Genomic DNA, 21,750 nt, shown 5'->3' with positions numbered 1-21,750 from the left:
ATGAGTCATATCGTCTGTTTTGACATCGGAGGAACGTTTATTAAATATGGCGTGTTTGATCCAAAGGGTCACCTTCTTTTTAAAAGTAAAATGGCAACCCCCATAAGCCATGAGATCCCTGACGTATTAAATGAAAAAGTGAAATCGCTTAAGCATGATTTTCACCTCTCTGCCATTGGCATATCCTCTTGTGGTCTCGTGGATCGTGAGAAAGGAATGATATTATTCTCGAATAATATTCAAGGGTATAGTGGAATGAAGCTGGGAGAGATATTATTTTCACTCACCAAATTACCGGTATCAGTTGAAAACGATGTGAAAAGTGCTTGCCTTGGCGAGATGTGGAAAGGTGCTGTCAAGGGTATGAGAAACGCCGTCTTCTTAACACTGGGTACTGGAATTGGCAGCAGCATCGTGATGGATGGAAGGATCGTCAATGGATCTTCGGGACTTGCGGGTGAGCTGGGCCATACCGTCATTGTTACAGGTGGGAAACCGTGCAGCTGCGGCAGAAAAGGCTGCCTTGAACGATATGCGTCCACTTCTGCTTTTGTTCAAGACTATAAGGAGGAAGCCCTGCAAAAAGGAGTTGCGGTTGAGAACGTTTCCGGCGAAACAATTATGGAGCTTGTCAAGCAGGGAGATCCAGTTGCTTTGCTCGTATATGAACGGTTTATTCATTCTATTAGTATGGGATTAACGAATGTCATCCATCTTCTCAACCCCGAAAAGATCATCATTGGGGGCGGTATCACGGAAGGTGAGGGTCCTTTTATTCAAGATATCAATAGACAATTAAGGAATGAAGTAATGGATGTGTATGGGAATGAGGATACGGTCATTGCTTCTACTCTGGGAAATGACGCAGGATTATACGGAGCCTGTTACTTGGCTTTAAACCGGATGAACATGAAAGAATCAGTGTAGGAAGCAGCACCCATGAAGGTGTTGCTTGTTCTGTTTATTTTAATAAAAGGGGATGAGGATAATGAAAGCCGTGAAGGCCGGCCGCATTTATACACCTGAAGGAATCGTTGAAAATGGGTATCTGCTCTTGGAAGAGAGGCGCATTTCAGGCGTTACTAAGAAAACTCCTCCATGTGACATCGTCGAATTCCCCGGTTGTTCCGCCATACCTGGCATGATTGACCTGCATATCCATGGCATAGCGGGACATGACACCATGGATGGGAGTGTCCATTCTTTACAGGAGATGTCTAACTCTCTTGTGACATACGGAGTAACAGGATTCCTGCCCACCACACTCACCCATGATCTGGAAAGTATCCGGAAGGCAGTTGAGGCAGTAAGTACAGCAATCGGTCAAACAACTGGAGCCGAAATCCTGGGATCCTATGTGGAAGGTCCTTATATTACACCCGAACATAAAGGGGCCCATCCCGTGGAGTACATGCGAGAGCTATCAATCGAGGAGATAGAAGGGCTGATCAATGCTTCAAATAACACGATAAAAGTACTGACGATCGCCCCTGAAAAAGAACATGCCATGGAGATCATCGATTATCTCACAGGTATGGGAATCCACGTTTCGATGGGGCATACCAACGCAGATTATGAAACAACGAATCTTGCTATCTCCCAAGGGGCAAGAATCGCAGTCCATACGTTTAACGGAATGAGAGGATTCAAGCACCGCGATCCGGGATGCGTCGGGGCCGTCCTGACCAATGATGACTGCCTTTGTGAATGCATTGCCGACCTCCATCACGTCCACCCAGGCGCCATCAAACTATTACATAAAACAAAAGGAAGCGATAAAATCCTTTTAATCAGCGATTCCATGGCTGCAGCCGACTTGCCGGACGGTCATTACACCCTCGGTACAATGAAAGTGAAAGTCCAAGATCGAATCGCGAGGACCGTGGACACCGGCTCCTTGGCAGGAAGTACAACCAACTTACTGGAGTGCCTTAAAAATATGAAAGAAGTATTGAAGGTTCCCCTTGAGGAGGTTTTACCAATGGTTGGTCTAAACCAAGCAAAGCTGCTCAATATTGACCACGAGGTTGGCAGCTTAGAGATTGGGAAAAAGGCCAATATTGCGTTGATTGATGAAAAGTGGAACGTTCGAGCAACCTTTGTCGGTGGGGAAATGGTGTGGGGTGGCCAAGGGGACAGGTTAATGGGCTCTTATTGAGAGAAGCAAGGGGACGGTTCTCTTGCTTCTTTTTTGTTCACGTTTTTCACAAAAATGGTGAGTGATTGGAAGCATAAGAACCGTCCCTATGCTTCTACTCCTCTAGTCAAGCAACCGTTCCAATATCCCGTCCCCCTTATCACTCACTTTCACCTCGGCAGACTTCACTTTTCCTTCCAAATCCAGGCCCGTTCCTTCCGGGATGAAGAAATGTTCGATTCCGTAGACGACCTGGACCGTGTTATCCCAATAGCTTGTTACCTTTCCATTTAAGAGGACATCACCAGTCTTCTTTTCGTAAGGGGTATTCCAGTTTTCATTGAATCGATATACACCGGAATATTCGTGGATTCCCTGTGTATTTTTCCTCAGCACAATGGTGATGGGGCCTTTGTCCTCGATGGAAGGTTCTTGAAGCTGGGAGATCGTGTAGTTCAATTCCACATAGTCACCTTGCAAGAGGGATCTTGGATCAACAGGCTGCAGCTCCAATAGGACCGTTTCACCATTTTGTAAAAGGGTTTCGTTTGTATAGACCTGGTACCCGATCCATCCTGCTTGAAGACAGATGATGAGGACAATACCCATCCTTTTCCCTGCAAGCAACGAGTGTGATCTTGTTTCATGCCCAACCTTCCTGTCCAGGTAAACTGCCACCATGAAGAAGAGGAGGCCGAGCACGGCAAAGAGCAGGGATTTATGAACGAGCTTCCAGGCTAAATCGTAATAGAGTTGAACGATGAGCAGGAACCAGAACACCAGCGATGAAACCCAATAGAAGGTGCGATCCTGCTTTTTGAAAAAATAGACGCATCCCGTAGCGGTGAGGAAGAACAGAGCAGTATAGATAATATGAAGCGTCGATGAAAGATTGACGGCAGTTAACGAGAAAAAGGCAAAGAATCCAATGAGAAACGCTCCATATTGGATGACGTGCTTTTGATTCAGAGCAAGGTACACTGCAACATTCAGGAGCACCATCACGACAAGGAGAGCATGAGTGCCTAAGTCCAAGGTTTGCCCTAAGAAGATCGCTGTGTTCAATTGAAACAGAACGTAGAATACAAACCTCGCGGCGAACTGTTTCTCCACATAAAACACATAGGCCAGAACGAAGAACATAACAAAGGGAAATTCATCAAACGTACTTGCGATCATCCCTATAACAATACCGGTCATCATGAGTGAATACTTTACAGGGGACGGCCAGCTGGATAGAGTACTTGGAACGACAAGGAATACCGTCGCGAATACAAATAAAGTGACCATTGAGACATCCACCATGAGAAGTGAGAGCAGTCCGAAAACAGATGCTATGATGAAAACAGAGGCAATGGTCGTGACACTTGCAACGAAAACCGCCTTTGTCCAATGACGGGAAGAGGAATGCTTCCGTAAATAGTTCACAAGGAATACACTTCCCGCTAATAAGAGAATAGCGGCTAATAACAGACCGACAAAGAAAAGGCTGGTTACATACTGTGCCATCAACTCGAACATTTTGATGATGATGAAGCCCGTTCCGAATATCGAAAGAATGATAAAGATGGATGTTTCTTTTTGAAAGTAACGATACACCCCAAGCCCTAGTGTTAAAGAATAAAACAGGGTGAAGAAAACGGAATACTCATTATCGAATGCAGTGACCATGAGGAGAAGATTGGCTGAGATCAGGCTCAGATAAAGCAGCGGTTTTGAATGGATGTAGCCTTTTTTTATGATCAGAAATAAGAGAGTGTTTACAATTCCGACTCCGAACGCGATCCATGTATGGGTGAGTGTCCATTGGGCAAATGGAGAAGAAGGGAAGAGGTAAAAATATATCGCCAAATGGATGAGTATATGGGTTAATACGTAAAACCCGCTGTACCTTGTGTTCAAGCTGAATAGGAAGGCCGGTATGGCCCAAATTAGAAACAATAAATAGCTGTCCGCGTGGGAATTGTAAAGCTGCCCGAGTAATGCAACGGACAAGCCAAAGGAGATCACCCCGCTGACCAGCAACCAGTTTGAAAGGAAATGGGCTCCCTTTAAAACACGGTCCAACAGAAAAGCTGATCCATAGAACATTACAATCAAAGATCCTCCTAAAGCGACTTTCTCCAATCGGGAAAACATCTGCCAGTTGGAAGCGAAAAAATAAAGAGCACTTTCTAATAGGAACACAACTCCGAAAAAATACGTTAGTGAAATTAATTTCTTCATACACTTCACACTCCTTATCCTATTATATGAGGGAAAGGGAAATATAAGCATGTGGGGTAGGGAGGGAATTAAACCCCTTCTCGGTTCTCTAACTTCTTCCAGCATTATTGTGCATTATAAAGAACATATTGTTCTTAATAATAAATAAAAAAGTACGATATACAGAGTTAAATAGAGAGAAATAACGTATTTTGTTCTTTTTAACGAATAAATAGCCAAATTTGGGGTTTTTCAACCTGTGACATTTGTCTTATACTTCAAATGTAAGGTTCGTTAAAAAGAACAAAAGAGACTTTAGAACGAACCAAAAAATAGAGTGAAAACGAGGAGGAATTTAGAAATGGGTATTAAGCAAAAATTAGGTTTAGGCGTAGCATCAGCGGCACTAGGATTGGCATTAGTTGGAGGAGGTACATATGCTTATTTTAGTGACAGCGTAGATACAAGTGCTTCATTTGCAGCAGGAACCTTAGACTTAAATGCTGCACCAACAGAGATTATAAATGTGGAGAATATCAAACCCGGGGATACTATGCTTCGTTCATTTAAACTATTAAATAATGGAACACTTGATATTGCAACTATTGATCTAGCTACAGACTATACTGTGGCGGATGCTAATAGTAATAATAATAATGATGATTTAGGTAAACATATTCGAGTAAACTTCCTTTGGAACATTGACAAAGTAGATGAACCGATCTTTAGTACAACACTAGCTGATTTGAAAAATATGTCTCCAGATGTAATTGAAGGTAATATTTTCTCAGCATGGTTAGGAGAACGAGGAGGGAAATTAGCTGCTGGCACAAATGACACTTTGTTAGTTCAGTACGAATTTGTAGACAATGGTAGCGAACAAAACCATTTCCAAGGAGACTCTTTAGAACTTAAATGGACCTTTGAAGGTAAGCAAGGAGCAGGCGAAGCACGCTAACATAATTGAAAGGTGGGTCCCCACCCACCTTTCTTCTATTAAATATCAATTTGATTTCCTGAAGAAGCCAGAAAAATCTAACTTCTGGTTTCTTCAAGAAATTAATCTATCACATATCCAAAGGATGTGATCTCCATAAGATACTCAAGAACAAGAAAACACAAAACCCCGACAAAAAAGTGGAAGCTGCTCTGTCAGCTAATGGCCATCTGGTATGCCACTACCATTACGACTTCATTCATAGACGGCAGCACCGGAGCCTATTTTAACGACCAAGACCATGTAACAGGTGTCATAACTGCAGGCACTTGGAGTATCTGGGATAAAAGTTCATTAAACTTCCCTGATGAAAAAGTGGATCGAACAGTAAATGCATGTTCTCCAGTAGACGTTTCAGCCAGAATTATGAATACAGGAAGTGCAATGCAAGGTACGACAGAATTCGTAGCGTATTATGCAGCCAAAGGAAATCCTAAGGACGGAAAAATCGTATTTAGTGGAGAGATTCAACCTATCAATAAAGGTGAAATAGCTACTTTAAAAGCTAATGTCAATCAATCTGGAAACTACAAATTCAAAGCACTCCAGCGCCCAGGCCACGGAAACAAAGAAGACACCAGACATGAATTATGGAGTGAAACAATTACAATAAAATGTGAACAAGAAAAACCAAAATCTCCGGATAAGGGAGGGGATGAAAGTAAAACCGAGCCTCCTGATAAAAAAGAAGAGCAGGAAGTAACCGTACCTGATACAAATAATGATCCAACTAATGAGAAAATCGAGGAAGAACCTCCACCACAGGAAGAGACAAAGCAAGAATCCGAGGAGCCTGTAGTCCCTGCTGAGCCAGAACCGGAAGTGGAAGAACAACCCGAAGTTACTGAAGCCAGTGTCCAGGATTCAGAACCACCGCCAGCCAAGGAAGAAGAGCAGTTAGAACCATCTCCTGCTTCACCTGAAAAAACTAGTAATCAAGAGTAAAAGAAAGGTAAGGTTGATGAAAAAATGAAGCTAGCCAAAAAAATACTAAGTACGAGTATAACGGTCGTTCTGTATGCGGTATTGTTTATGATGATATTTGTTGTCGTTTCATCCAAGGCAGCCGGTGGGGAACCCCAATTCATGGGCTATCAAATCAAGACAGTGTTATCAGGGTCGATGGAGCCGGATATCCAAACGGGATCAATCATTGCGGTGAAACCCGGAGGAGATATGACCCGTTTTAAAGAAGGCGATGTCATAACATTTAAAGAGAAAGAGAACATTCTTATTACTCACCGGGTTTTAGAAGTGACCAAAAGCGGAGAACATGTGATGTATAAAACTAAAGGGGATAATAATGACGCTCCGGATCTTGAACCTGTGTTATCTGAAAATGTGGTTGCAGAATACAAAGGGTTCACGATTCCCTATATAGGCTACTTCATGAATTTCATGAATTCGAAAAACGGAGCATTGATGTTCATCATCCCGGGGATTTTACTCCTTTTTTATTCAGGTATCACGATTTGGAAAGCAATCTCCACCATAGACCTTTCATCAAAAAAAGAAGATACGATCGAGAAGAATGTATCATAATCTATTTCAAGAGAAGTGAGGGGACGGACCTCTTGCTTCTCTTTTTTTATTTTCTACGAGAAAAGGAAATTACAGTGTAATCATTAATCATAATATAATTAATGAAAAAGTAGACGATGGAATTGAAGATAATTCTTTGCAGTTAACGTTTCCGGATTCCATTGTAAAGAAGTGATGTTAAAGTGGTGAGCTGTATGACCTTATCTAACTACTCCCGATCTGATGATAACGTCGGTTAGTTATAAATTTCAGGAGATTATTTTCAAGACTTATAGGTTATCATTTGAATAATTGGGGTAATTATACAAATATATGAGTCTGAAGGCATGAGGTGAATGAGCGAAATCAATAGGATAAAAGAAATGTGAAAAAGAAGTCTGCTCCCCTACTTTTTTCCTGTTTTACCTGATTGCTTTAAGTATTACCCGATTGAACTGTTAATACTTTACAGACTTTTATACAATATAAAGGTAATTCTTTAAATGAACCCATCCAATTAGGAGGATCAGACATTCATGAATACGAAAAATAAATGGATTATATGCGGAATCGGACTTTCATTATTACTTGGAGGATGTATGAATATGGATAATGCGAATGGTAATGGTGTGGATGAAAAAGAGAGCCCTGAAAAACAAGTTATGAATCAATATGTAAGTGTGCAGGAGTACAATGGGGAGGGATACACCCTGAAAAATGGGGAAGAAACAGACAAGATTGCCGAAGAAAATCGTGAAGAAGTAGAGAAAGCGGTTAAAGATTTTTTCTTGAAAGAATATAAGACAGATGTAAAGGTTCATAATATTGTGGGTAATGTAGACGGAGCTACAGTATTTGTGGAATCAACTGATCCGCTTCATTTTTACACGTATGCAGTTGTTCCAATTGATCAATCAAATGAAAAAATCCTGTCAGACAAAGTGTTTTCCCAAGAAGGACAGGTGGAGAGTGCCATAACAGAAGGTTTATACAGGGAAATATTTAAAGACGAGTTTGATCGTTTGGATGAGTATTTAGAGAAAATTGCAAATGAAGAAGCTATTACTGGAAGAACGATTGAATCCCTTCAAAATGTTGGTGGTTCAGGATATATGACACCTTATTACTTTTTATCTTCCTCCGTTTCAAATGATGAAGCAATTAAACCAGTTTTTGAGCTATATATGGAAGATCCCCAGGTCAGTAGAGAAAAATTAAGGGCTGCTTACAATAAACAAGCGTTTAATCCAACTTATTTTGAGGTAGTCATTAATTTATTTATGAAAGAGAAAGAAACTGACCCGGATGAGAAGGTATTTAATAGAGTTGTAAACGATATTGAAAGCATGGATGATATACCAAAAGGAACATACAGTATTTTCGTCAATGACAATACAGTCCTCAAACAGTCGTTTGAAGGGGTAAAAGAAAATTCGCTCGAAAAAACGACCCCAGATGAGATTATTAAAGAGTAAGGGGGTATAACTTAATGAGTAGTCCAAACAATCAAACCGGAGTCACAACAGTAAGTAATGATAAAAATTTAGTTGAATTAGCAGGATTACACGCTTATAAGGATATCCCTACGCGAGAAATTATAACTGTAAATGAAGTGGATTATTTGGTATTGGATACCGTATATGGAGACATCACGGGCTTGGATGCAATGACGGTTATCAACCAAAAGTCAAGGGAAGTATCTATTATCTATGTAGGCACTGATGCAGCAGCCGATAACGGAAAACAAGACTTACTAACCGATGCTCAACTCCTTAGTGACCTTACCCTTCCTCAGCTGGAAGCAGCACAGGATTACTATAATAAAATGAACAAAAAATATGAATCTATTGGAGGAGTTAAATCCGTTGCGGGTAATTCATTGGGTGGACCATTGGCCAACTCTGTCGCCATTAATCATCCCGAAGTTACATCCGTGACGCTTAACCCTGCACTTCTTCCAAAAGGGATGGCCGATCCCACCAAAAGCTACGATAACATCACTAACTACTTCACCAACTACGACGTCTTAACCGGAACCCTGATAGCCCTGAATCTCGATTCCCGTATCCCTGGACGGAGATACGACATCTCTACGGGAATCCCGCAAATCGGTGAGAATTTCAGTACGCTGACGAACAATCATACAGGTTATAACGACAAAGGAGCCTATGAGATCGGTCAACCAGGAGACCCTGGTTACGGCAAAATCCATGACGAAGCCGATGCCCACATCATGACAAGCATCTGGACGGGAGAACCCCTCTATGGCGGCCATTCGGATAGAATTGAAATCAATCGAGACAATTTGAACCTATTGGCTGAAGCCCTTGCGGGGGATGTCACCACAAGGTTGGGGTATGCCCAGGACTACTTGACCAATTCGCAGGAAATCGCCCAGCATGAAGGAGACCGTTACTCGGAACGGTTGAGCCGCCTGCAGATGATTTTTGAGGATTCATTTGAAAACTTGATCGGCAATCCTTTATTCATAGGAATCACGACGACGGGACATCGTCTCACCTCTGAAATCGATCATCTTATTTCTCTCTTGAATATGGCTGAAAACGCCAGTAAATCTCTCAACGGTGTGTTGAATTCCCCACCTGTCGAACTCGTGGAACATCTATTCAACCGAAGCATCAGTGTCGAGAGCATTTTCGGTCAGGCCCGGAATCAGCTGCTTGAATTCAAACAGGAGATTATCAGTCTGACAGGATTCCTGCAGAACATCCTTCATAAGGAAATCCCGGAGCTGTTTAGCGGAGGGAAGGAAACACTGGAGGACCTACTTGTGAACGAGATGCTCTCACACTATGAGATTATCAAAGCCAATAGTGTGAAAATGAATAGTCACATAGCAGAATTTCAGAGTCAGGTTGGGGACCTTGCAAAAAACTTTGGAGACCGTGATTCTTCTTTAAGTGCAAGCATCTCAGGAGGGGCTTCGGTTCAACATGAAGTAGCGATGCCGAAGAAAAACGAGTACGTGCTGGAAACGTCTAATCACATGCTCATCGGTATGAAGGTGAAAGAGATTTACCTGGATGGATCCTTTGAAGCCTTCAAGGGAGTTTCCCACCGTTTTCTATTACCGCTTTTAGGCGGTTTGACGGCTCTTGCTTTTGCCATCGAGAACACATTGGAGGTCATTTCAGCCCAAATCAAGGGTGCCATGAATGTTGCCTTGAGTGGAACGGTTCCAGGAAAGCTTATCAGTATGTTCTCGGACTTCGACGACAAAATCCGCTCGTACGTTTCTTCCGCACTGGAGCCTATAGACGAACTTGCTGCAACCATAGAAGGACTCCGGGACGGATTAACCAGGTTAACGATCGGATTTCCAGCGTTACTTGACAGCTTCAGACCTTATATCGACTCTGCGATTTTTGATAAAACGAATTACTCCAATATCCATATATACAATGTATCGGCCATGGCCATTCATGAAGAAATGGAAATGCTCTTTGACGACATCGTCCACCAGCTCAGTCAACATAAAGGAAATTCGATTCAAGCATTGTGTGAAATTTCACAACGAGTGAAAGACAATATGATACAACTTCGTCAACAAGTGGATCGTGTGACATTGTAGGGACAGGGTATCCGCTTGTTCCTATTTTTTTTTTTGGATCTATTCGCAAAGCGTTAATATGAACCTTAGACTTGAATGATCACTGCTTCTGAGCAGCCTCTACTTGAAGAAAATTCGACACGGAGGATCAATTATTCGTAAAGAGGATCAATTATTCAAAATCTGGATTAATAATTTCCAAACAGGATTGAATATTTCATTTCCGGATTGAAAATAGTCCAATCCGGATCAATTTCTCGGGGAGAGGGTTACGTATCAGGATTTATAGCCAAACCGGACCCCCTCTAATCCGATCAGCTTTCCACCTCAGCTAAAAAAGGACAATCTAAAGTCGTTCTGTGTTCAATAGCAGCCAATGAATAGCCGCGGGACCTCCAAGTCGAGCACAGTGTCGCCCCAAAAAGAGCCATTACACTATTCGAGTCATTATGATTACGATAAGAGCCATAATAAAAACTAGGAATAAAATCCCCCTTTTGTCATATAGCTACTTCTATGAATATATTGTAAAATAAAAAAAGACAGATAATTGCAAGCGCTTGCACTAGTCCGAAATAACTACCCCAAGAATCACCTCACATTTTTTTAACTACTTGCGCAAACGTTTTCACAACCATCAAGAGCACTTCTATTATTCTTTTAATCCAATTTAAGAGGGGGAAAACATGAATGGGAAATAGGACAAAGCGTCGATTCTCAATTTTTATGACTTTGATGATGCTAATAAGTCTGTGGTCACCATTTGCACCGGCAGCTTCTGCAGTGGCGGATGGAAATGCCACGGTGGAATCAGCAGAGTCCAGTGATCGCACAGTACGCTTCACGTATGATCGTGAAGACCAAACGTACGGAGACTGGAACATTTGGGCCTGGAATACAGGAGTAAAGGATGATCAAATCAATTTTGACTCTTACGAAAACGGAGTGGCGGTAGCAAACATTGCCGTTGCACCTGAAACAGAGCAATTCGGCTTTGTTCTTCGCAGTACAGAGGATTGGGGTACGGCGGAGAAGGAGTTTGGCGATCGTTTTATTAAAGTGAACCAAAACGACACCATCACCAAGGCATACATAACAAGCGGTGTCGAGGAAATCCGCATTGTTCCGGATGGATCGGCTCCAGTGATCGATCAGGGAAATGCCACGTTCTATTATCGCGATAAAGAATTATTCGCAAGCGATACGATGGATACGATTGAAAAAGTAGAGTTGAAGTACAACGGGGAAACAAAGGAAATGACGTATGAGCCTGAGAATGAACGGTTTGTACTTTCATATGACAACATTCCAAATGGCAAAAACCCGTACTCATTCTTAGTCACAAAAGACGGTGAAACGACAGAAGTAACTGACCCTTACAATACAGTGGACGGGGAATCGTTTCTTGATTTTCAAAAAGCGGATCTAACGGTTACGGGTTCAGTGGCACCTGCCGCTGTCGACTATAATGAAAACGCCGTCTTATCGGTTGACGTCGATGGACTGACAGAGGATGTGAAGATCCAAAAAATCACGGCGGATGTTTCTTCATTAGGCGGATCAGAGAAACTGGAAATCGATCCTTCATTAAAGGAAGTGACAGTAGCAGTCGATGATGATGTAACGGCAGGCACGAAATCGATTCCTCTGACCGTAGTGGATTCTTACGGGAACTATTATGAGGGAACGACTGGAATCGAAGTCAAAGCAAGACAGTCGGTCGGAGATTCGGATCTCGATTGGGATGAATCCATCATTTATTTTATGCTGACAGACCGATTCTTCAATGGGGATACGTCGAATGATGATCCTTACAATCTGAATTATGATACAAGCAAAAGAGGTACGTATCAAGGTGGAGATTTCAAAGGGATCACAGAGAAACTGGATTACCTTGATAATCTTGGTGTGAATACGATCTGGATCAGTCCGGTCGTTGAAAATATTCAATATGATGTCCGTTCCGTTGAAACGAACGGGGAATCGGATCAGCCTTATTTCGGTTATCATGGCTACTGGGCCAGTAACTTCGGTGAGCTGAATCCTCACTTTGGATCCATGGAGGAATTCCATAAGTTAATTGATGAGGCACATGATCGAGGCATTAAAATCATGGTCGATGTGGTCTTGAATCATACGGGATATGGCTTGAAAGAGATCGATGGAGAGCTTGCTGAGGATAAGCGTCCTGCAGGTTATCCGACGGATGCAGAACGTGAAAAATATAATGACATCGTTCGTCAAGGTGCCGATGTCGGTACGGATGAAGTGGTTGGTGAATTAGCAGGACTTCCAGACGTCATCACTGAAAACCCTGAAGTCCGCCAGCAAATCATCGATTGGCAAACGGATTGGATTGAAAAAGCGACAACGGCTAAAGGAAATACGATCGACTATTTCCGCGTAGACACTGTGAAGCACGTGGAAGATGCAACATGGATGGCTTTTAAAAACGCCATCACGGAAAAAATGCCTCAGCACAAAATGATTGGTGAAGCGTGGGGAGCAAGTGCCGACAACCAGCTGGGATATCTTGATACTGGAATGATGGACTCCCTTCTGGACTTCGGCTTCAAAGGTATCGCTCATGAATTTGTTAGCGGCAACCTTAAAGCAGCCAATGATAAACTGACGGCTCGAAACGGAAAGATTGATAACACGGCAACACTCGGACAATTTTTAGGAAGTCATGATGAAGACGGATTCTTGTATTCGTTAGGCGGAGATGAAGGCAAGCTGAAAGTGGCCGCTTCACTTCAGGCAACGTCGAAGGGACAGCCGGTCATTTATTACGGTGAAGAGCTCGGACAAAGCGGAGCGAACAATTATCCGCAGTACGATAACCGTTATGATTTTGCCTGGGATGATGTAGAAAATAATGACGTGTTGGAGCACTATACGAAGGTTTTAAACTTTAGAGGGGCGCATTCCGATGTGTTTGCTAAAGGGGAGAGAAAGACTGTCGGAGGTTCGAATAGCGATCAGTTCCTCGTTTTCTCCCGTGAATATAAAGAGGATTCCGTATACGTTGGTTTGAACGTGGCGGACGAAGCAAAAGAAATTACATTGACAGTGGATTCTGCGGATGCAGTCGTGACGAATGCGTATTCCGGGGAAGCATTCAATGCTGACGGAGGAAATGAAGTTACGCTGACACTCCCTTCCAAAGCAGACGGTGGTACCGCATTGTTGACCGTTGAAGGCGGTAAGGTTACAGGTGCTGAAGCAGGATCAGGTTCTGGGGGAGAAGCTCCTGAAGTAGAGCCGGTTCCGGAAAACAATATCCGAATCCACTACAACCGTACCGATGGAAACTACGAAAACTTCGGTGCATGGTTATGGAACGATGTAGCTTCACCATCGGCTAATTGGCCGACCGGTGCTACCATGTTTGAAAAAACCGACAGCTATGGCGCCTACATTGATGTTCCACTGGCTGAAGGAGCGAAAAATATCGGCTTCCTTGTTATGGATATTACAAAAGGCGATGCCGGTAAAGATGGTGGAGACAAAGGATTTACGATCCCTTCACCTGAGGTAAACGAGATTTGGATCCAACAAGGATCGGATAAGGTGTATACGTATGAACCGGTTGATTTGCCGGAAAACACGGTACGTATTCATTATGAGCGTGAAGATGGGAATTATGAGAACTTCGGTGTGTGGAATTGGGGAGATGTTGCAGCACCATCAGATAACTGGCCGACCGGTGCGGCTGATTTAGAGGGTGAAGACCGTTATGGTGCTTATGTAGACATCCCGTTAAATGAAAATGCGAAAGAAATCGGCTTCATTATGCTGGATGAGTCGAAAGGCGATGCCGGTAAGGATGGCGGCAACAAAACGTTCAATTTGTTAGACAAATATGATCACTTATGGGTGAAGCAGGGTGACGATACGGTCTACATTTCTCCACATGGAGATGTGGCAACGGGACTGATTTCTTCTGAGGTCATTTCAGACGATACAATCCGTCTGAATTTCACGATGACAGATGGTTTGACAGAAGAAGCGTTATTGTCCGGTTTAGCCATCAAAGACAGCGCTGGATCAGATGTGACAGTGCAAAGTGCTGAAATCACCGGGGACAAAACAGTGGAAGTAAAAGCGGATTTTGACCTGGAAAGACTGCCACTATCCATCACCTACTCAGGCAGAACCGTTAAAGCCGCGGCAGGCTGGAGATTACTTGATAATAAGTATGCTTACGATGGTGATGACCTTGGTGCCACTTATAAAAAAGGAAACGCAACCTTAAAATTATGGGCGCCGAAAGCTAGCAAAGTCGTCGCGAACTTTTTTGATAAAAAAGATGCCGCGAAACCAATTGGTAGTGTGGAACTGACCCTAGGTGAACAAGGCGTCTGGTCAAAAGAAGTAAAAGCCAAAGACTTAAAGGTGAAAGATCTGAAAGGGTACTACTATCAATACGAAGTAACCAATGACGGCGTAACGAAAAAAGTCTTGGATCCTTACGCCAAATCCATGGCTGCTTTTACCGTGAATACAGAAGGAGAAGCGGGACCTGACGGCGATAATGTCGGAAAGGCGGCGATCGTCGATTTAAAAGGAACCGATCCTAAGAAATTCAGCCATGCTTCCATCGATGGTTATGAAAAACGTGAAGATGCCGTCATTTACGAGGTTCATGTCCGTGACTTCACGTCCGATCCTTCGATTGAGAAAGATTTGAAGAAGGAAAGATGGGGTACGTATGATGCCTTTATCAAAAAACTTGATTACATTAAGTCAATGGGTGTGACCCACGTTCAACTGCTTCCAATCATGGCCTGGTACTACGGTGATGAAACGAATATGGGCGAACGTGAGCTTGAGTATTCAGCTGGAGGAAATGAATACAACTGGGGCTATGACCCTCACAGCTATTTCTCCCCGGATGGTGCGTATTCACAGGATGCCACCGATCCGCAATTACGAATTGAAGAAACGAAACGTTTGATCGACGCGATTCATGATAAAGGTATGGGTGTCGTGCTTGACGTAGTCTACACGCATATGGCCAAAACAAGCACACTGAACGACATCGTGCCAAATTACTACGCGTTCCAGGATGACAAAGGAAACTTCCTTGGAGGCTTCGGTAACAACCTGGCCACCAACCATACAATGGCTGAAAAGCTGATGGTCGACTCTGTAAAATACTGGTTCGATGAATACAAGATCGATGGCATGCGATTCGATATGATGGGCGACGCAACCTATCCATCCGTCCAAAAAGCCTTTGACGCCGCGGCTGAAATCAACCCGGATGCACTGTTCATCGGTGAAGGCTGGAGAACATTCGCCGGTCACTTATCAGATCCTTCATTAGAAGGAATGGGTGCGGACCAGGACTGGATGGACAAAACGGACGACGTAGGAGTCTTCTCAGACGAAATCCGTAACGAATTGAAATCAGGTTTCGGTTCAGAAGGTGAGCCGAGATTCTTAACAGGCGGAGCACGCGACATCAACACGATTTTTAACAACATTAAAGGGCAGCCTGGAAACACGGCAGATGACGATCCCGGCGATATGGTTCAATACATCGCAGCACATGACAATCTGCCGTTATACGATGTCATTGCCCAATCAATCAAAAAGGACCCGGCCATTCCGGAAAACAATCTGGAGATTCATAAACGTATACGTCTTGGAAACTCCATGATCCTGACATCTCAAGGAACGGCTTTCATCCACGCGGGGCAGGAATACGGAAGAACGAAGCAATGGCTAGGGGAAGGCGTTCCGGAACAGAAATATCATGAGCTGGAAGACGAAGAAGGCAACCCATTCGGTTACTTCATCCACGACTCATACGATTCATCCGACGCCATCAATAAGTTTGACTGGGAAAAAGCAACGAATAAGAAGAAATATGAAGTTAATACAACAACAAGGGAGTACACAGAAGGTCTGATTGAGCTGAGAAGGTCCACCAATGCTTTCCGTTTAGGCGAGCAGGAGCTGGTCAATCAGAATGTATCCCTGCTTGATTTACCTGAGATCGCCGATACAGATTTGATGCTGGCTTATAAGAATGTATCCACTGATGGTACAGGTGAGTACTATGTATTTGTCAATGCGGATAGCGAAGCACGCACTTTATCGGTGGGTGACTATGATTTCTCTAAAGGGAAGGTTGTAGTAGACAACGATGAAGCGGGAACCAAGCCGGTTTCTAAGAAGTCTGGATTTACATTGACGAAAGATACATTGACTTTGGATCCTTTAACTACCTTAGTGATTAAGGTGGATGAGAAGGGGAAGAAGCAAAAGAAACGTTAACAGGTATAATGTTCAAAAAACCTCAACCATTTTAAAGGTTGAGGTTTTTTGCTGTTAGAAAGAATTTCTTACTACTTATAGCCACATGATATGCTTCAGTCAATTCTTCAGATCTTTCTTATACCTTCATATCTCTGCTCTTCCTTCAGCTAACATTTCATTAGCATCTGCAACCATGTCGAAAATTGTTTCTCACTCCTACTCCAGTGGGGGATTTGCCCGGCAGATTTATAAGTCCTTGAGGTGGAAAAAGATAATTTTCATTTTATAAGTTTAAAATTTTAGTGAATATGGATATAGAAAGAATAAACTAGACGTATATTTCTATCATTCTTTTAGGAATAAACGGCTTATCTTTTTCAAAATGTATGATATTATTCAAAAGTAGTAAATATGATGCAGGTCAATATCTGTTCACTATGTATCACAATCAATCACTCATAATTCGTACGATAAGGGCAAACCCATTGAAAAATGGTGACGCAAAACTATAGGGGCTAATGTCATAAGGACGATGCTTGCCAGTTTTCGAAACGGACTCCTGCGACTTATGAACGTAGAGGAGAAATGATGAATATGACTCGGTTTTTATCGCATCTGAGATTCAGATGGCATACGTTGAGAATTCACTACAATCGCGTATTACTCGAAGGCTGCTTAGATTGTCAGATCAAAGAGAAATTGAAGGAAAAAATAACGTATCATGAAATGAAGCTGAATAATCTATATTAGTGTGAAAAAACGCCAATCAGAAAAAGAAGCCGCCAACTTACTACCTATAAGTTGGCGGCTTCTTTTTTTATTTAATCCCTGTTGTCCCTAAACAATGAGCCGTGACAACGGACCTGCCCCCTTGTCCCTTAACCATCCGATATTATTCTTAGTTTCAATAAGAGAAGACTCGCTGACATTTAGATAACGTATGTTTTCCTTCCATAAATAGTCAGTTGGAACCCTACCTTCCTGTTCCTCCCGAAATAGATCAAACTGATGATTACTGTAGCGGTAGATCGTGCGATTGGTCCTTTTTCTGGCATTCAAGCCGATGATGAATTTCATGACGGCGCCCCAAAACCCTGTATAGCTCATATTCTTGATAGGGCTGCTTGTAAACTGATGAATCTTCAATCTGCGGCCATTGCGAAAGGTAACGTCGGATTGTACGGATGAAGCCGAATGAACATCACCGGATAAGATGATGCAGTCGCTTTGGTTCCAGGCGGCTATCTGATGAAGTAAGTTACTGAAGCCTTTCCCATTGTACTTCCAGGCTTCTAGATCAAAATTATTTTGTACAGGTAAACCAAACGTCGTGAGGGGGAGCATGTAGTCATGGAGAAAGTTATCGATCAATCCAATTCCATAAAGAGGAGAGGGGGATACCATGATCAGGGATTCTCCTTTGTTCCATCCTGACGCTGCCAGTTTAGTCGAAATCCGGTTCCACCCCTCTCGATGAAGAAGGTTTGGACTATATCGTTCCTCGTCTATCCTTGTACCAACCTTCACAGGCTTTGGTTTATTTACATAACCGCGCTGGGTTCTGGTATCGAGAAAAACGGCTTTCGGGGTAGTGGGTGCGGTATAATGCCAAGAATCATAGTTCCAAAGGGAATGTATCCAGTTGGAGTGGGGGAGGGATCCAGGTTGTAGCGAATCAAAATAGGTTTGCATGGTTTGACCGAAATGGGTAAACGTATCAGGCTCATTCCCCCAACTTTGAAAAAGCCAGTAGGATGACAAACCGTTACTAATGACATGTCTCCCCAATGGAGCGTTCCATACACCCCTTTTCCAATCCTGTGTCAGATTCCAATCATCGGTTATATCATGGTCGTCAAACATCATATAGGTCGGTGTATTGGCTAATACTCTTCTGACAGAGTATAGACCTTCTTCCAGTTTAGTCAGTTCTTTCAACTGCTTTTGATAGCGTGCTTGAAGCTGTCGATATTCCGACTTATGCTCCTTGGTTTCTGGATCTTTAAAGACAAAATAGAATTCATTCTTATCCATTGCTTCTTGAAAGGTTTCGAACATTCCTTCCTTGTGTGCAAGTTCCCATAATGAGGGATTCCACGACAAAATATACATGGCTGCATAATCACTGAAGCTGAACAGATGATTGGCAGCTTTTCTGGACGTGAATTTGCAAAAGTGTTCCGTCATATATTGCCTGCCATTGATCTGCTTAAGTCCCTGCTTAAAAGGATCTTCTTTTAAGCGTGGTTCAATGGAACCAAGGTCTTCTTCTTGTCCCACCAGTTCTTTACCGAACCTTGTGATGATCTTAAATAGGGGATCTGCTACATCATCGGCATATATTTGATCTCCCATTAAAAATAGAGAGGATGGTCTATCGGCATTATTGAAGGTTGACGCAATGGTTTTATCCGCTTGAACCAATACATCTGTTCCAACACCGTGAAGCTTTCGACAGGATCCGTATAGAATATTCGATGTATTTCCTTCGTTCATATAAAAGGTTGGGTATGCGAGATTTTCGTAGACAATCGAGTGTGGATGAGTGGGGGAAAGTAAGTCAAAGCTGCCGAGGTCCAGTGTTTCCGCACTATTTTCAAACAATAAATTGTATCCCAGTAATTTATTAGTAGGAAAGGATCCGGCATGTGGAGATACGTTTATTATACTTATATATAAGTTCTTTCCTGCTTGTACCGTTTTCGTCTTAGTCTCACAGGCTATTCTTTTATAGTCATAAAGATGAGAATGGTCCCCTTGTTTAATCTTGAATAACTCTGCTTTAATATCATACGGCTTGCTCAATGCAATCCAAATAGAAGCTTGTGCAGTCTCCACCCGACGAACAATCGGCCCGCACAGTATCGTTGGAAGCTCCATGAATCCATCACCCCATTTATAATCTATTACCATCGTATTCAACTCCCAAAGAGATGGTGTAAACAAGCTTACACCTGAAAGTCCGTTCCTTATCACTTTAAAGCGAAAGGGACGGACCTCTTTTGGATATCTACATTTGAATTTATTGAGAAATACTAATTTCCAACTACACTATTCTTCATCATCCCTCTAAATTCCAATGCCCAAAGTTGGTTAGATATTAAAACGCTCTATATCTATGTTGATGAAAGAAAACAAGGCCTATCATTAACTGAAATGATGGAAGGAGATTAGTGGGAGTTGATCAATTTCACTAAATAGGGGAGGGATTATGAAAAGTTTTCACGATGAATTAGAAATCAATAATAAAATTGGAGAGATTATTAAATTCACTATTGATATAAACTTTAAATATGTGGTATATTCTTTTTCGGCTTACAAAAATATTAAGCTGAGTATCGTGAAAAAAGTTTTCGTTTTTTTGTTAACTAGAAGTTGACTTCTACGAAATTAGCTGATATAGTTATACATGTCCTTAAGCGGGACGCTTTAACAATACGGCCCATTGGTCAAGCGGTTAAGACACCGCCCTTTCACGGCGGTAACACGGGTTCGAATCCCGTATGGGTCACCAATATGGAGGATTAGCTCAGCTGGGAGAGCATCTGCCTTACAAGCAGAGGGTCGGCGGTTCGATCCCGTCATCCTCCACCAAGTTTCTTTACGAAAGTAAAGTAAACTTCATTTGATTTGCCCGTCAGCAAAATATCTTTCCTTGAACTGCTCTGGTGACCTGGATTCCCAATAAGTAGTTTTCATCTGAAATTAAACATGCCGGTGTAGCTCAACTGGTAGAGCAACTGACTTGTAATCAGTAGGTTGGGGGTTCAAGTCCTCTTGCCGGCACCATTTGGTTTTTTACAATAAAGATGAGCCATTAGCTCAGTTGGTAGAGCATCTGACTTTTAATCAGAGGGTCGAAGGTTCGAGTCCTTCATGGCTCACCAAAGATTTTCGTGAATGCGAAATATCTGAATTTTTTTATGCGGGTGTGGCGGAATTGGCAGACGCACCAGACTTAGGATCTGGCGCCGCAAGGCGTGGGGGTTCAAGTCCCTTCACCCGCACCATTTATTTGCGGAAGTAGTTCAGTGGTAGAACACCACCTTGCCAAGGTGGGGGTCGCGGGTTCGAATCCCGTCTTCCGCTCCAGACTTGCCGGGGTGGCGGAACTGGCAGACGCACAGGACTTAAAATCCTGCGGTAGGTGACTACCGTACCGGTTCGATTCCGGTCCTCGGCACCAAAGTTTTTTGCTTCAGCAAAATAACTTTCCTTGCTTAGTGTTTAATGAATTGTTTAGCGCCCGTAGCTCAATTGGATAGAGCGTTTGACTACGGATCAAAAGGTTAGGGGTTCGACTCCTCTCGGGCGCGCCATATATTTCGGGAAGTAGCTCAGCTTGGTAGAGCACTTGGTTTGGGACCAAGGGGTCGCAGGTTCGAATCCTGTCTTCCCGACCACCTTATTTGGGGCCTTAGCTCAGCTGGGAGAGCGCCTGCTTTGCACGCAGGAGGTCAGCGGTTCGATCCCGCTAGGCTCCACCAGGTTTTTTACGAGAGTAAACAAACCTCATTGAATCTTGCTTGATCAAGGTTCATATTGAATAGTAAACGTTTCGTGGCGGTGTAGCTCAGCTGGCTAGAGCGTACGGTTCATACCCGTGAGGTCGGGGGTTCGATCCCCTCCGCCGCTATTACTAAATACATGACGCACGATTATAAGGACCCTTAGCTCAGTTGGTTAGAGCAGACGGCTCATAACCGTCCGGTCGTAGGTTCGAGTCCTACAGGGTCCATTATACACGGAGGAATACCCAAGTCCGGCTGAAGGGATCGGTCTTGAAAACCGACAGGGGTGTAACAGCCCGCGGGGGTTCGAATCCCCCTTCCTCCTCCATATTTACCTTTACAATATTTATATCGTCGCGGGGTGGAGCAGTTCGGTAGCTCGTCGGGCTCATAACCCGAAGGTCGCAGGTTCAAATCCTGTCCCCGCAATACCATTTTTGACTCATTTTATGATTAGGCCATTACTAATTCTTGATGAGTCGCGCATGGATAGTTATTTTCGCTATCGCGAGGTAATGAAACCTATTTTACTGACGCA

Annotated in this window: 10 protein-coding genes, 14 tRNA genes and 1 riboswitch; of the genes, 22 read left to right on the top strand and 2 right to left on the bottom strand. The window is 43.0% G+C overall.

Features of this window, described 5'->3' with window-relative positions:
* Both ACXAF2_RS09915 and nagA read left to right on the top strand, forming a co-directional pair.
* The gene (locus ACXAF2_RS09915) at positions 1–927 is read left to right on the top strand and encodes an ROK family protein (RefSeq protein WP_475138381.1); all 927 of its coding nucleotides are present in this window, start codon (positions 1–3) and stop codon (positions 925–927) included.
* A 61-nt stretch (positions 928–988) separates the two neighbouring features.
* Entirely contained in the window at positions 989–2,158 is a 1,170-nt protein-coding gene (gene nagA / locus ACXAF2_RS09910) for an N-acetylglucosamine-6-phosphate deacetylase (RefSeq protein WP_475138379.1), read from the top strand.
* Between the two features lie 102 nt (positions 2,159–2,260).
* Here nagA and ACXAF2_RS09905 read toward each other — a convergent pair whose 3' ends face one another.
* Positions 2,261–4,363, bottom strand: a complete 2,103-nt coding sequence (locus ACXAF2_RS09905; RefSeq protein ID WP_475138377.1) for a GDYXXLXY domain-containing protein — start codon at positions 4,361–4,363, stop codon at positions 2,261–2,263.
* A gap of 340 nt (positions 4,364–4,703) precedes the next feature.
* Here ACXAF2_RS09905 and ACXAF2_RS09900 point away from each other — a divergent pair, with 340 nt between their 5' ends.
* The 6 genes from ACXAF2_RS09900 to ACXAF2_RS09875 all read left to right on the top strand — a co-directional run bounded on the left by ACXAF2_RS09900 (position 4,704) and on the right by ACXAF2_RS09875 (position 16,719).
* Entirely contained in the window at positions 4,704–5,300 is a 597-nt protein-coding gene (locus tag ACXAF2_RS09900) for a CalY family protein (protein WP_475138375.1), read from the top strand.
* Between the two features lie 126 nt (positions 5,301–5,426).
* Positions 5,427–6,284: an amyloid fiber anchoring/assembly protein TapA gene (tapA, locus tag ACXAF2_RS09895; protein WP_475138373.1), complete on the top strand. Its 858-nt coding sequence runs from the start codon at positions 5,427–5,429 to the stop codon at positions 6,282–6,284.
* Between the two features lie 24 nt (positions 6,285–6,308).
* Positions 6,309–6,881, top strand: a complete 573-nt coding sequence (sipW, locus tag ACXAF2_RS09890) for a signal peptidase I SipW (RefSeq protein ID WP_475138371.1) — start codon at positions 6,309–6,311, stop codon at positions 6,879–6,881.
* A gap of 515 nt (positions 6,882–7,396) precedes the next feature.
* Positions 7,397–8,335: a DUF1672 family protein gene (locus ACXAF2_RS09885; protein ID WP_315635599.1), complete on the top strand. Its 939-nt coding sequence runs from the start codon at positions 7,397–7,399 to the stop codon at positions 8,333–8,335.
* A gap of 14 nt (positions 8,336–8,349) precedes the next feature.
* On the top strand, positions 8,350–10,452 hold the full coding sequence (locus ACXAF2_RS09880; RefSeq protein WP_475138370.1) for an SA1320 family protein: 2,103 nt from the start codon (positions 8,350–8,352) through the stop codon (positions 10,450–10,452).
* Positions 10,453–11,121: 669 nt separating this feature from the next.
* Positions 11,122–16,719 carry a pullulanase gene (locus ACXAF2_RS09875; protein ID WP_475138368.1) on the top strand — a complete coding sequence of 1,866 codons (5,598 nt, stop codon included), beginning with the start codon at positions 11,122–11,124 and terminating at the stop codon, positions 16,717–16,719.
* A gap of 447 nt (positions 16,720–17,166) precedes the next feature.
* A riboswitch (cyclic di-GMP riboswitch) is annotated at positions 17,167–17,252 on the top strand.
* Between the two features lie 286 nt (positions 17,253–17,538).
* On the opposite strand, the gene ACXAF2_RS09870 is transcribed toward ACXAF2_RS09875, so the two are convergent.
* Positions 17,539–19,614, bottom strand: a complete 2,076-nt coding sequence (locus ACXAF2_RS09870) for a metallophosphoesterase family protein (RefSeq protein ID WP_475138367.1) — start codon at positions 19,612–19,614, stop codon at positions 17,539–17,541.
* Positions 19,615–20,140: 526 nt separating this feature from the next.
* Here ACXAF2_RS09870 and ACXAF2_RS09865 point away from each other — a divergent pair.
* The 14 genes from ACXAF2_RS09865 (at position 20,141) to ACXAF2_RS09800 (ending at position 21,641) form a co-directional block, all read left to right on the top strand.
* Positions 20,141–20,215: transfer RNA gene (locus ACXAF2_RS09865), tRNA-Glu, on the top strand.
* 4 nt (positions 20,216–20,219) lie between these two features.
* Positions 20,220–20,295: transfer RNA gene (locus tag ACXAF2_RS09860), tRNA-Val, on the top strand.
* A gap of 119 nt (positions 20,296–20,414) precedes the next feature.
* Positions 20,415–20,490, top strand: a tRNA-Thr gene (locus tag ACXAF2_RS09855).
* A 22-nt stretch (positions 20,491–20,512) separates the two neighbouring features.
* A tRNA-Lys gene (locus ACXAF2_RS09850) sits at positions 20,513–20,588 on the top strand.
* Between the two features lie 38 nt (positions 20,589–20,626).
* A tRNA-Leu gene (locus ACXAF2_RS09845) sits at positions 20,627–20,711 on the top strand.
* Positions 20,712–20,718: 7 nt separating this feature from the next.
* Positions 20,719–20,793 (top strand) — tRNA-Gly (locus tag ACXAF2_RS09840).
* A 5-nt stretch (positions 20,794–20,798) separates the two neighbouring features.
* Positions 20,799–20,887 (top strand) — tRNA-Leu (locus tag ACXAF2_RS09835).
* A gap of 56 nt (positions 20,888–20,943) precedes the next feature.
* Positions 20,944–21,020: transfer RNA gene (locus tag ACXAF2_RS09830), tRNA-Arg, on the top strand.
* A 7-nt stretch (positions 21,021–21,027) separates the two neighbouring features.
* Positions 21,028–21,104: transfer RNA gene (locus tag ACXAF2_RS09825), tRNA-Pro, on the top strand.
* 8 nt (positions 21,105–21,112) lie between these two features.
* A tRNA-Ala gene (locus tag ACXAF2_RS09820) sits at positions 21,113–21,188 on the top strand.
* Between the two features lie 75 nt (positions 21,189–21,263).
* Positions 21,264–21,337 (top strand) — tRNA-Met (locus ACXAF2_RS09815).
* Positions 21,338–21,365: 28 nt separating this feature from the next.
* Positions 21,366–21,439, top strand: a tRNA-Ile gene (locus tag ACXAF2_RS09810).
* 8 nt (positions 21,440–21,447) lie between these two features.
* Positions 21,448–21,540 (top strand) — tRNA-Ser (locus tag ACXAF2_RS09805).
* 27 nt (positions 21,541–21,567) lie between these two features.
* Positions 21,568–21,641, top strand: a tRNA-Met gene (locus ACXAF2_RS09800).
* The last annotated feature ends 109 nt before the right edge of the window (positions 21,642–21,750 follow it).

It is taken from the genome of Rossellomorea sp. ABR4_004, assembly GCF_056159585.1.
Note: the sequence above shows the minus strand (reverse complement) of the source record. Positions and strands in the feature narration are given on the sequence as shown.